The following is a 12,235-nucleotide window of genomic DNA, read 5'->3' as shown; positions in this document are numbered from 1 at the left end:
ATGTTGCAAATTAAAGAACAGTTAAAACAATTAACGCCTTACAAGCCGGGCAAACCGATTGAAGAGGTCAAAAAAGAATTCAACCTCGACCGGGTCGTCAAGCTCGCTTCAAATGAAAATCCTTACGGCTGTTCGGAAGCGGCAAAAGCAGCGCTCCAGACCGAAGTGCAGCAAATGGCTCTCTATCCTGACGGCTATAGTGCGGCATTAAGAACAAAGCTTGCCTCCCATCTCGGCGTAAACGAAACGAACATCATCCTTGGAAACGGAACGGACGAAGTCATTCAAATTATTTCCCGCTCTTTGTTGGATCCTGCATCAAACACTGTAATGGCGAATCCGACATTTTCACAATACAAGCACAATGCTGTCATCGAAGGAGCGGAAGTCAGGGAAATCGGCCTGCTTGAAAACGGCTGCCACGACCTGGATGCAATGCTGGAGGCGATCGATGAACAGACGAAGGTTGTCTGGGTTTGCAGCCCGAACAATCCGACCGGAACGTATGAATCCAGCCGCAACCTGATCCGTTTTCTTGAAAAAGTCCCGGAACATGTCCTTGCTGTCGTCGATGAAGCTTATTACGAATACGTAACGGCTCAAGACTACCCTGAGACCATTCCGCTTTTGGAACGCTTTTCGAACTTGATGATTCTCAGGACGTTTTCAAAAGCTTACGGTTTAGCGTCTTTGAGGGTCGGCTACGGGATTGCCTCTGAACAGCTGATTCAGGCGGTTGAGCCGGCGAGACAGCCGTTTAATACAAACCGGCTCGGCCAGGCTGCCGCGCTTGCCGCCCTGGGTGATCAGGCATTTATCGACGATTGCGTGAGAAAAAACAATGAAGGGCTCAAACAGTACTACGATTTCTGTGATGAGCACGGGCTAAATTACTATCCTTCACAAACAAACTTTGTGCTGATCGATTTTAAACGGAATGCAGACGAACTTTTCATGGAGCTGCTGAAAAAAGGCTATATCGTCAGATCGGGGAATGCGCTCGGCTTTCCGACATTCCTTAGAATATCGGTCGGTACGAAGGAACAGAACGAAGGCTTGTTGAAAACGTTAGCCGGCATGTTGTAAGAGGTGATGATTCAGTCACCTCTTTAGTCTATTGATGAACTTAGGTGATAAAAAATGACTCAACCAAATGAAACGATTTTATTGGCCGGTTTGGGCTTAATCGGCGGTTCGATCGCCCTTGCCATCAAAAAGGAACACCCCGGCAAACGGATCATCGGGTTTGACGTGTCAGAAGAGCAGGCAAGAGCTGCACAAAAGCTTGGCGTTATTGATGCTCCGGCTGTTTCTTTTTTAGAAGGGGTGAAAGAAGCATCAACCGTTTTTTTAGCGGCGCCGGTCGAACAGACGCTTCACATGCTTGATGAACTTGCCGCTTCAGGCATCAGAAAAAAGCTGCTCATTACAGATGTCGGCAGCACGAAACAAAAGGTCGTCACCTATGCCGAGAAAGTGCTGCCGGATGAATACAGGTTTATCGGGGGCCATCCGATGGCCGGATCGCATAAATCGGGCGTCGCAGCCGCCAAAGACTTCCTTTTCGAGAACGCGTTTTACATTTTGACGCCTTCCGGCTCCGCCGGCAAAGAAGCGGTTGCTTCCTTAAAAGATCTGCTCAAAGGAACAAATGCAAAGTTTGTGGAAATGTCTCCGGCTGAACACGACGCCGTTACAAGCGTGATCAGCCACTTTCCGCACGTCGTAGCGGCCAGTCTCGTCCACCAGACCGTCAAATTCGAAGATCATTATCCGCTCGTCAAGCGTTTTGCCGCAGGGGGCTTCCGCGATATTACGAGAATTGCCTCAAGCAGCCCGGCGATGTGGCGCGATATTCTTTTGCACAATAAAGATAAAATATTGGAACGGTTTGACGAATGGAAATTTGAGCTGGACAGAATCCAGTCTTTTATCGAAAATGAAGATGCAGACGGGCTGTTTGAATTTTTTCGGCAAGCCAAGGAATACCGCGACGGTCTGCCTTTGCGGCAAAAAGGCGCGATTCCTTCCTTTTACGATCTTTATGTCGATGTCCCCGACCATCCCGGGGTCATCTCGGAAATTACGGCGATTCTCGCTGACGAGAAAATCAGCATTACGAACATCCGGATTATTGAAACAAGGGAAGACATAAACGGTGTTCTCAGAATCAGCTTTCAATCCGATGAAGATCGAAAACGCGCCGAAAAATGCATTCAAACCCGTGCAAAATATGAAACATTTTATGCTGATTGAGGTGGAACACATGAAAAGAGGAAAAATCAGTTCACTAAAAGGAGAGCTTCATATTCCGGGAGATAAATCCATCTCTCATCGCTCTGTTATGTTCGGAGCCATAGCAGAAGGGAAAACGGTCATCAAAAACTTTTTGCCAGGAGCTGACTGCTTGAGCACGATCGCCTGCTTTCGGAAAATGGGTGTGGAAATCGAACAGAATGGCAGTGATGTCACCGTCCTCGGCAAAGGGCTCGATCAGCTGGCTGAACCTGCGGAACTCCTTGACGTGGGGAATTCCGGAACGACGATCAGGCTGATGCTCGGCATTTTGGCGGGACGCCCGTTTCACAGTACAGTCGCCGGCGATGAGAGCATCGCCAAAAGGCCGATGAAGCGTGTCACAGAACCGCTTCGAAAAATGGGAGCGAAAATCGACGGCCGCGCCGGAGGGGAATATACACCGCTCTCTGTCCGCGGCGGACATCTGGCAGCGATCGATTTTCAGTCGCCTGTTGCAAGTGCGCAAATCAAATCTGCCGTTTTGCTTGCAGGTCTGCAGGCCGAAGGCGCCACAACGGTGACGGAGCCTCATAAATCAAGAGACCATACGGAACGGATGCTGTCAATGTTCGGTGTCAGCCTTCAGGAAGATGAAACAAGCGTAACAATTGAGGGCGGGCAGCAGCTGAAAGCGGCCGAAGTCTTCGTGCCGGGTGATATTTCATCAGCTGCGTTTTTCCTGGCAGCGGCTTCCCTAGTTCCTGACAGTGAAGTCGTGCTTCGCAATGTCGGACTCAATCCGACCAGGACGGGAATCATCGATGTCTTGAAAGAAATGGGGGCCGATCTTGAAATCGAAGAAAAAAATGCCGGAAACGCCGAGCCGTACGGCGATCTCAGAATCAAAACGTCCTCTTTGAAAGCCGCTGAAATTTCGGGCGATTTGATCCCGCGCCTCATCGATGAAATACCGATCATCGCTCTTCTCGCTACACAAGCTCAAGGAACGACGGTCATCAAAGACGCGGCTGAGCTCAAAGTAAAAGAAACGAACCGAATCGATACCGTCGCCTCAGAGCTGAAAAAAATCGGTGCGAACATCGAGCCGACAGAAGACGGGATGAAGATTCACGGCAGGACGCCTCTTACAGGCGGCGCGAAAGTCTCAAGCCACGGGGACCACCGGATCGGAATGATGCTGGGAATCGCCGCCTGCATCTGCGAGCAGCCGATCGACATTTTACAGCCTGAAGCTGTGAGCGTCTCATATCCTTCGTTTTTTGAACATATTGAAAAGCTTGCAAAAAAAGCCTGAAGCCTTGTGCTCAGGCTTTTTCAGCCCGGAAAATCATGAAAGCCGGGCGTTTGATCATAAAACGAATGTCTCCCGCATAGCTTGTCTTAACAGAATCAATCTGCTTCATACAGGTGTGCGGGCAACATATTTGCCGGAAGCCGCCGCGTGAATTATGATAGTAAGTAACTCACCGTGATATGCCGGCTGATACGGCAGGCGATGAATTGACGAAAGAAAGGGACGTTTAGATTTGAATACTTCGATTCAAGAAGCCATAAAATTAGTTGAAGCAGGCCACCCAGAAAGCGGATTGAAAAAGCTTGCTGATATCGAGTCTGACCTTCATGATGAAGACAAAGCCATAGTAGCTCAGCTGTATTACGAATGGGGCATTGTCGATAAGGCTATCGCCATCGCGAATGATCTCCATGAACTGTATCCGGATGAAACGGAACTGACATGCTTTTATGCCGAACTCCTCATCGAAACCGATCAGGAAGAAAAAGCGCTCAGCGTGCTCGAAACGATTCCGGAAACAGATGAAGCGTACCCGCAGTGCCTGCTTTTAATGGCTGACCTCTATCAGATGCAGGGTCTGTTTGAAGTCAGCGAGCAAAAGCTGTTGAAGGCCCAAGCCATTTTGCCGGATGAGCCGGTTATCGATTTTGCTTTGGGAGAGCTGTATTTCACTCAGGGAGCTTACGGCAAAGCGGTCCGTCAATTCAAAAAAGCGGCCGAAGAAGAAGCCGTCATCGGCGGCGTCAATGTGTACCAAAGGCTGGCGGAATCATTAAGTTCATCCGGCGCGTTTGAAGAAGCGCTTGAATGGTATGAAAAAGCCGTCAAGGAGAACCCGGAGCCCAACACACTGTTCGGGTTTGGTTTTACGGCGCTGAAAGCGGGGTATCCTAAAACTGCGATTAAACAACTGACAGAGCTGAAGGAAATGGATCCTGCTTATTCTTCACTTTACAAGCCTCTGGCAAACAGCTTTGAAGCAGAAGGGCTTTATGAAGAAGCATTTGAAACGGCAAAAGAAGGAATCCGCTTCGATGAATTCAACAAAGAGCTTTATCTTTCTGCTGCAAAAGCAGCCTTAAAAACGAAAAGGCATTCGGAAGCGAAAGAGCTGCTTCGTGAAGCGCTGGCGCTGGACCCCGGATTTCTGGAAGCCGTCCATACCCTGCTTGCCCTGTTTCTTGAAGAAGACGACGATGAGAGCATTATTGAACTTGTACAGGAAGTGCGCAAATACGGAGAGGATGATCCGAAGTTCAGCTGGCATCTGGCATCGGCGTTCGCCCGGACAGAGGTGTACGACAAGGCACGTGAGGAATATGAGAACGCATTTTTGCACTATCGGGATGACGCCGATTTCCTTTACGAATATTCAATGTTTCTGCTAGAAGAAGGACGGCGAAAAGAAGCGCTGCCTCTGCTGAAAAAACTGGCAGAGCTCGACCCGGCAAACGAGGAAGTCCAGGAGACGATTTTCAGAATCGAAGATGAAAATTCCTTTGAATAAGCAGGATATGATCGGTTTGTGTGGAATTTATAAAGTAATACACAAGATGCGATAGAGGAGGGAATAACATGCAGACCCCTGTTTCTGTCAATGAAAAAAAAGATTTTATCCGCTGGTTTCTCAACCATTATCAGCTGAAACGAAGAGAGTGTGTATGGATTCTGAATTATTTAATGAGCCATGACTCGCTGATGGAAAAAGTGCATTTTGTCGAGCAGGCCGAATTTTGTCCGAGGGGCATTATCATGTCTACCCACTGCGTTGAGGAAGTGCCTTTTCGTTTTTATAAAGAAAATGTCATGACGACCGATGCAGAAAAATCATTTCATGATATCAGGCTGAATAAGCAGCAGGATCTCTTTATCCAGCTGAACTTCCGCTCAGCCTATAATTCTCCGGAATATGCGGCGGTACTCGAAGCCAACCCCCATATTCCGAAAGACCTATATGAAAATGAAAAAGATAAAATTGTCGCTGAACAGATTTTGGAGCATTCCATTTCCACTTTTCAGAGACAAAAGCTGCTGCGGGAAATCGATGAAGCGCTTGACCGCCAAGATAAAGAGAGCTTCGAAAAACTAGCTAAACAACTGAGCCAGCTGCGATAATCCGCTGCCAATCAAGCCTTGCCGAGAGCAAGGCTTGTTCAGCTCTGGAGAAAGCGCTGTCAAAACGAGGAGGCCGGGAGCCGTGAAATGGAATACGCACGATGCGGATATTTACTTGAACGCGAAAGAATACATCGATACAGCTGTCATCCCTTTAATATCGGTTAATTTGGGAGATCAGTTTAAATCGGCCGTATCAAAAGGGGAATTTACGTCTATACTTGCAGAAGAACTTGAAAGGCAGCTGAAGGGCAGAATCTATTTGTTTCCGCCCTGTACATATTTAGATGCGAATGAAAAATCGGCGCAGCATATCGCCGATTTAAAAGAAATGGCCGGAAAACATTTTCGCCACATCGTTTTTTTAACGACGGATGAACGCTGGAAGCAGGTGCTCGAAAGCGAGCAAAAGCTGCTGTGGGTTCCGGCGATTCCTCTCGAACATATGAAGGATTCGTTAAAGCAGAAGCTGCTGGAAGACCAAATTGAGCAAATATTGAACATTTTGTTACAATATTGGAACTCTTAATAAAAACACTTACATTTCCTTTGTATAATGATTTTGGGAATGTTGACCTTCCTAAAATATTGATATATTATGAGGGTGTCCTAGTTTCATGAATTTTTTTCTATTTCAGTTATATTGTAGCTGGGGACTTGAGGGGGGATATGAAGATGAGCGAAAAAAGACATCGGGTATCCAGACGTCAGTTTTTAAACTATACGCTGACCGGAGTCGGCGGCTTTATGGCGGCGGGGATGCTCATGCCTATGGTTCGCTTCGCGCTCGATCCGGTTTTAAGGCCGACTGAAGATCAGGACATGGTTCAGGTTGTCAGCGTTGATGAACTGACAAATGAACCGCAGCGCTTCGATTTTAAAATCAAACAAGTGGATGCCTGGTACGAATCGGAAGAATCGAGATCAGCGTGGGTTTTCAAAAGTGGGGACGAAATTGTAGCTTTATCACCGGTTTGTAAACATTTGGGGTGTACGGTCAACTGGAACAGCGATCCTAAAAATCCGAATAAGTTCTTTTGTCCGTGCCATTACGGACTTTATGAAAAGGATGGTACCAACGTGCCCGGAACTCCGCCGCTTGCTCCTTTGGACCGCTATGAGCAAGAGGTTAAAGACGGCTACCTTTACTTAGGGAAAGCCAAGCCGAGGAAGGATGGGTGATCATGCTAAACAAAATTTATGACTGGGTGGACGAAAGACTTGACATTACGCCGCTCTGGCGGGACATCGCCGACCATGAAGTTCCTGAACACGTGAACCCGGCTCACCATTTTTCAGCTTTCGTGTACTGCTTCGGGGGATTGACGTTTTTCGTTACGGTGATTCAGGTGCTGTCCGGCATGTTTTTGACGATGTATTACGTTCCGGATATTAAAAACGCCTGGGAATCTGTTTATTATTTGCAGAATGAAGTGGCGTTCGGACAGATTGTAAGGGGAATGCACCACTGGGGTGCAAGCTTGGTCATTGTGATGATGTTTCTTCATACGCTCAGGGTTTTCTTCCAGGGGGCCTATAAGAAGCCGAGAGAGCTGAACTGGATTGTCGGCGTTTTGATCTTCTTTGTCATGCTCGGTTTAGGTTTTACAGGCTACCTTTTGCCTTGGGATATGAAAGCTCTGTTTGCGACAAAAGTAGGTTTGCAGATTGCTGAGGCGACGCCGCTGATCGGCTCGGAAATTAAAACGCTGCTTGCCGGTCATCCGGATATTGTCGGCGCTCAGACGTTGACGCGCTTTTTTGCCATACACGTCTTTTTCCTGCCAGCCGCTCTGTTCGGACTGATGGCTGCACACTTTATCATGATTCGCAAGCAAGGAATTTCTGGGCCGCTGTAAGCGAGCGACTCAATTGAGAAGGAGGGGATGGCATGAAGAGGGGAAAAGGGATGAAGTTTGTCGGTGATTCACGGATCCCGGCGGAAAGAAAACCGAATATTCCAAAAGATTATTCCGAATTTCCAGGGAAAACGGAAGCGTTCTGGCCGAATTTCCTGTTGAAAGAATGGATGGTCGGGGCGGTTTTCCTTGTCGGTTTTCTCGTGCTGACCATCGTGCATGAGCCTCCGCTCGAGCGGATGGCAGATCCGACCGATACCGGCTACATACCTTTGCCAGACTGGTATTTTCTATTTCTTTACCAATTGCTGAAATACGAATATGCTGCCGGGCCGTATACGGTGGTCGGCGCAATTATTATCCCGACAATTGCATTCGGAGCGCTATTATTGGCACCGTTTCTTGACAGAGGCCCTGAAAGAAGGCCGTTTAAACGCCCGGTTGCCGTAGGGTTGATGCTTTTGGCAATTTCAGCGACGATTTTCTTAACATGGCAGTCCGTTGTCACCCACGACTGGGCCGCTGCTGAAGAGCAGGGTAAGATCAAGGAAGAGGCCAATATAGATACGAGTGCAGCAGGGTATAAGATTTATCAGGAGCAAGGCTGTATTTCGTGCCATGGAGACAACATGCAGGGAGGAGCGGCAGGCCCGTCTCTCGTTGACAACGGCTTGTCTCCGGAAGAGATTGCGAAAATCGCCAAGGAAGGAAAAGGCGAAATGCCTGCTGGCGTTTTTAAAGGATCTGATAAAGAGCTTAAAGAACTGTCTAAATTCATCTCCGAAACAACGGCGAAATAAAACGGTTGTCAAGTTGATGAAGGCAGGCTATACTCTTGATAGAGCTGAAGCTGACGCCAAGTCAGCCTCTCGGGCTGTCGACGATGTCGATGGCCTTTTCAATTTTGACCGCTGCTGATCGTGAACCGTACGGAAGCCGGAAAGGCCGCTGCTTCTTGGCGCACGTTTCTGCGGTCAGTCTGTGAAGCTGACTCGGCGGCGGCTTTTTTTATTTAAAGAGACTGTGAGTTGATTGCTTTGAAACTGATTTCCTACATGCTCGCTCAAAAGCCGCTGCTTCTGCTGCTTTTGATCATTAATTTCTTCGGTACGGTTTACGGGTATTACTGGTACCTTCCGCAACTGACGAATACGCCTGCGAAATTTCTGATTTTCGTTCCCGACAGCCCGACGGCGACATTGTTTTTTTTATTTGTTCTCATCGGACTTTTATTGGGAAGGAATGCTCCTCTCTTTGAGGCGCTTGCGCTTGTTACGCTCGTCAAATACGGGCTGTGGGCGGTTGTGATGAATATTCTTGTGCTTGCGGTGTCCGGAAGCCTCCATTGGACGGGCTATATGCTGATCGCGTCGCATTTCGCAATGGCTGTGCAAGGCGTGCTGTACGCCCCTCATTACCGGTTTAAAGGGTGGCATTTGGCGCTTGCGGCTGTTTGGACGCTGCATAATGATGTCATTGATTACTTGTTTGGCATGATGCCGAATTATTCAATGCTCGATCAATATATGCCGCAGATCGGCTATTTTACATTTTGGCTCAGTATCGCTTCGATCGCTTTGGCCTATTACTTGATTTTGTCCCGGAAAGCTTTTAAGCTTTAACACGGATTCACAATCTAGGTCTAACCTTGTCCCTCTCTTCATACGCTTTAATAGAAGGAGTGGGAGGGACCGTAATGATACGAAAGGTGATCCTTTGCATGATGCTTGCGCTTGTTTTTCCTGCGGCCGGTTTAAAAGCGAAAGAATCATCGGCTTTGCAGGAATTGACGGAACTGTCAGATACGGTATTCCAGCTAACAAGGCAGTCTCAATATGAGGAAGCGGTACAAATTCTTCAATACTTTGAAAAACGGCTGAAAGCAGCGGAGAATGGGGAAACAGAGGGTATTATGACAGGCTCGGAAATCCGCCAGGTCAGTCTGGCCTACCATGATACGCTGAAAAGGCTGGAAAGCGAAGATGTCGCACAGCAGGAGAAATTTAAAGCCGCTGCCCAGTTTAGAATGCTGATGGACGCCATAGAATCTGACCATGATCCGCTGTGGAGCAGTTTGAAAAAGCCGATCATGGATTCTTTCAGCGCTTTGAAGGCCGGGATTCAGAAAGAAGACAACCTGACATTCAGGGAAAAGTGGAATCATTTTTTATCCTTGTATGATACGATTTATCCAAGCTTAACGATTGATGTTTCGCCAAAGCAGTTAAAAAGCGTCTCCAACCATATTGCAGTCGTGGAAAACGGGGGCTTTCAGCAAATGACGGAAAGCAGCAAGCTGGAAAGGCTGACGCTTTTGGAAAAAGATTTGGAAGATGTGTTTGATCAAGTAGAAGAAGATGATGCAGACCCTTCACTGTTATGGGTCATCCTGACGACAGGAAGCATTATCCTCTCGACGCTGACATATGTCGGTTTCAGAAAGTATAAAGCTGAAGAGGACAGGCGCAGAAAAAGAGAAAAAGATTGGCCGAAATAAGAAGCTCCGCTGATCGCGAGCTTCTTTTTTTTGCTGACCTTCAATCAGCGTGTGATGGGATTTTTGTTCTCATCAAGCGTAAACCCTTCTCCCAGAACGTCGTGTACGTCGCTTACGGCTACAAAAGCGTGCGGGTCGACCGAGGTAATCACGTTTTTCAGCTGGAAAACCTCATTTTTCGGAACGACGCAGTAGAGAACGTCCCGCTCTGTTTTTGTATATGACCCCTGACCTTTTAAAACCGTGACGCCTCTTTCCATTTCTTCAATGATTTTGCGCTGGATCTGGTCGTTCTTTTCAGAGATGATGGTGGCGCCTTTTGCAGCATAACCGCCTTCCTGCATAAAATCGATGACCTTTGAGGCGACAAATACGGCAACAAGCGTGTACATCGCTTCCTTATAGGAGAGGTAAAAAATAAGGGATAATGTAATGACGCAGGCGTCAAACACAAACATGGCTTTGCCCATCGGCACTTGAAAATATTTGTTGATCAGCCGCACAATAATATCGACGCCGCCCGTCGTTCCGCCGTATCTGAAAATAATGCCCAATCCGGTACCGATAAACACGCCTGCAAAAAGAGCCGCGAGCGCAAGATCGTTTTGTAGCGGCATATGAATCTGGAAGCGCTGAAAAATCCATAAAAACACCGACAGACTGACTGTGCCGAGAATGGTATATGAGAAGACCGTTCTGCCGAGGAGTTTCCAGCCGATGAAGAAGACCGGGATGTTCAGCACCAGATTGGATATGGAAGGATCGATGTTAAACAGGAAATAAAGCAGCAGGGTAATGCCGGTAAAACCGCCTTCCGACAAGTTGTTCTGCATATTAAAATGAACGAGTCCAAAGGAAAAAACAGCGGCGCCTGCTAAAATGAACAGGACGTTCTTCATTCTGATGTCTCCGAACATAAAAAAACTCCTTTCCTTCCATAAGCTGGCGTTAATATTATAGTGTATCCGTTTTAAAACAGCAAACCCGTCTTAAACATTTGTCAAACTTGTTTGAATTCGCTAACATGTAAGAGATGACAGGAGGTTTTGTCAGCATGACGAAAGAAAAAACGATGAAAGATATACAGCGTGAGGTTGACGAATATATCGGCCAGTTTAAAGAAGGCTATTTCAGTCCGCTTGCCATGATGGCCAGGCTGACGGAAGAGCTTGGCGAACTGGCGAGGGAAATCAACCATCATTACGGTGAAAAACCGAAGAAAAAAACCGAATCAGAAAAAAAGATCGATGAAGAAATCGGCGACGTATTGTTCGTTTTAGTTTGTCTTGCGAATTCGCTTCATATATCATTGGATGAAGCGCATGATATGGTCATGGAGAAGTTCAACACCCGTGACAAAGACCGCTGGACAAGAAAAGAAGAAGGAAAGTAGAGGAGAATCAAGATGCAAAAGGAGACCATTAAAATCGCAATAGCAGGACCGCGCGGAAGAATGGGAAGCGAAGCGGTCAAACTTGTTGAAGATACCGCACATTTTGAGCTTGTCGGTGCAATCGACCGTACATATAACCGTGAAAAGCTGTCAGACGTGATGATATCAAGTTCAGAAGCCGTCATTTACACCGATATTACCGAATGCTTTTCAGAAACGGCTCCGGACGTTCTAATTGATTTGACAACGCCGGAAATCGGCAAGCTACATACAAAAATCGCGCTGGAGCACGGCGTCCGTCCTGTTGTGGGAACGACAGGATTTTCTGAGAGCGACTTGAACGAGCTTATGGAACTGACCGACGAGAAGGGGATCGGAGCCATCATCGCGCCAAACTTCGCGCTCGGAGCCGTGTTGATGATGAAGTTTTCGCAAATGGCTGCCAACTATTTTACCGATGTCGAAATCATTGAACAGCACCATGATCAAAAGCTTGACGCACCAAGCGGAACGGCCTTGAAAACGGCGGAAATGATTTCGGCTGTTCGCGAAGCGAAAATGCAGGGGCATCCGGATGAAAAAGAAATTCTGCCGGGAGCAAGAGGAGCCGATCAAAACGGAATCCGTCTCCACAGCGTTCGTCTGCCGGGATTGATCGCCCATCAGGAAGTGATGTTCGGCGGAGACGGCCAAACCTTGAAAATCCGTCATGATTCATACAACCGCGCATCTTTTATGTCTGGTGTGAAACTGGCTGTTGAACAAGTGATGAAAATCGATCAGCTTGTCTACGGCCTTGAAAATATCATAGAGTAACA

At 47.5% G+C, this 12,235-nt stretch carries 15 protein-coding genes; 14 read left to right on the top strand and 1 reads right to left on the bottom strand.

The genetic code is table 11. The features are described 5' to 3' along the window. From hisC to ypjB, 12 genes are all read left to right on the top strand, one after another. Positions 1-1,086: a histidinol-phosphate transaminase gene (gene hisC / locus MHH76_RS12070; protein ID WP_020451948.1), complete on the top strand. Its 1,086-nt coding sequence runs from the start codon at positions 1-3 to the stop codon at positions 1,084-1,086. Positions 1,087-1,140: 54 nt separating this feature from the next. Continuing rightward, entirely contained in the window at positions 1,141-2,256 is a 1,116-nt protein-coding gene (locus tag MHH76_RS12065) for a prephenate dehydrogenase (protein ID WP_020451947.1), read from the top strand. A gap of 10 nt (positions 2,257-2,266) precedes the next feature. After that, positions 2,267-3,553 (top strand): 3-phosphoshikimate 1-carboxyvinyltransferase, encoded by a 1,287-nt coding sequence (aroA, locus tag MHH76_RS12060; RefSeq protein WP_020451946.1) that lies wholly within the window; start codon positions 2,267-2,269, stop codon positions 3,551-3,553. A 232-nt stretch (positions 3,554-3,785) separates the two neighbouring features. Next, positions 3,786-5,060: a tetratricopeptide repeat protein gene (locus MHH76_RS12055; RefSeq protein WP_020451945.1), complete on the top strand. Its 1,275-nt coding sequence runs from the start codon at positions 3,786-3,788 to the stop codon at positions 5,058-5,060. Positions 5,061-5,128: 68 nt separating this feature from the next. Further along, positions 5,129-5,668, top strand: a complete 540-nt coding sequence (locus MHH76_RS12050) for a ReoY family proteolytic degradation factor (protein ID WP_020451944.1) — start codon at positions 5,129-5,131, stop codon at positions 5,666-5,668. Between the two features lie 82 nt (positions 5,669-5,750). Continuing rightward, positions 5,751-6,197 (top strand): YpiF family protein, encoded by a 447-nt coding sequence (locus tag MHH76_RS12045; RefSeq protein WP_025811228.1) that lies wholly within the window; start codon positions 5,751-5,753, stop codon positions 6,195-6,197. A 146-nt stretch (positions 6,198-6,343) separates the two neighbouring features. Next, on the top strand, positions 6,344-6,850 hold the full coding sequence (locus MHH76_RS12040; protein WP_003182954.1) for a ubiquinol-cytochrome c reductase iron-sulfur subunit: 507 nt from the start codon (positions 6,344-6,346) through the stop codon (positions 6,848-6,850). 2 nt (positions 6,851-6,852) lie between these two features. Then, the gene (qcrB, locus tag MHH76_RS12035) at positions 6,853-7,527 is read left to right on the top strand and encodes a menaquinol-cytochrome c reductase cytochrome b subunit (protein ID WP_003182952.1); all 675 of its coding nucleotides are present in this window, start codon (positions 6,853-6,855) and stop codon (positions 7,525-7,527) included. Positions 7,528-7,559: 32 nt separating this feature from the next. After that, positions 7,560-8,327: a menaquinol-cytochrome c reductase cytochrome b/c subunit gene (locus tag MHH76_RS12030; RefSeq protein WP_020451942.1), complete on the top strand. Its 768-nt coding sequence runs from the start codon at positions 7,560-7,562 to the stop codon at positions 8,325-8,327. Positions 8,328-8,362: 35 nt separating this feature from the next. Beyond that, complete coding sequence (locus tag MHH76_RS12025) at positions 8,363-8,512, top strand: hypothetical protein (RefSeq protein WP_164468298.1); 150 nt, start codon at positions 8,363-8,365, stop codon at positions 8,510-8,512. Between the two features lie 52 nt (positions 8,513-8,564). Continuing rightward, positions 8,565-9,149: a DUF1405 domain-containing protein gene (locus MHH76_RS12020; RefSeq protein ID WP_025811229.1), complete on the top strand. Its 585-nt coding sequence runs from the start codon at positions 8,565-8,567 to the stop codon at positions 9,147-9,149. A gap of 74 nt (positions 9,150-9,223) precedes the next feature. Then, entirely contained in the window at positions 9,224-10,024 is an 801-nt protein-coding gene (ypjB, locus tag MHH76_RS12015) for a sporulation protein YpjB (protein ID WP_023857434.1), read from the top strand. Positions 10,025-10,068: 44 nt separating this feature from the next. Here ypjB and MHH76_RS12010 read toward each other — a convergent pair whose 3' ends face one another. After that, on the bottom strand, positions 10,069-10,941 hold the full coding sequence (locus tag MHH76_RS12010; RefSeq protein ID WP_023857433.1) for a YitT family protein: 873 nt from the start codon (positions 10,939-10,941) through the stop codon (positions 10,069-10,071). Between the two features lie 137 nt (positions 10,942-11,078). Here MHH76_RS12010 and MHH76_RS12005 point away from each other — a divergent pair, with 137 nt between their 5' ends. After that, positions 11,079-11,417 (top strand): nucleotide pyrophosphohydrolase, encoded by a 339-nt coding sequence (locus MHH76_RS12005; protein ID WP_023857432.1) that lies wholly within the window; start codon positions 11,079-11,081, stop codon positions 11,415-11,417. A 12-nt stretch (positions 11,418-11,429) separates the two neighbouring features. Continuing rightward, complete coding sequence (gene dapB / locus MHH76_RS12000) at positions 11,430-12,233, top strand: 4-hydroxy-tetrahydrodipicolinate reductase (RefSeq protein WP_020451937.1); 804 nt, start codon at positions 11,430-11,432, stop codon at positions 12,231-12,233. Positions 12,234-12,235: the final 2 nt, after the last annotated feature.

It is taken from the genome of Bacillus sp. FSL L8-0193 (genome assembly GCF_037976065.1).
Classification (GTDB): Bacteria; Bacillota; Bacilli; order Bacillales; family Bacillaceae; genus Bacillus; species Bacillus paralicheniformis.
The sequence above is the reverse complement of the archived record's forward strand: the minus strand, read 5'-3'. Positions and strand labels throughout refer to the sequence as shown.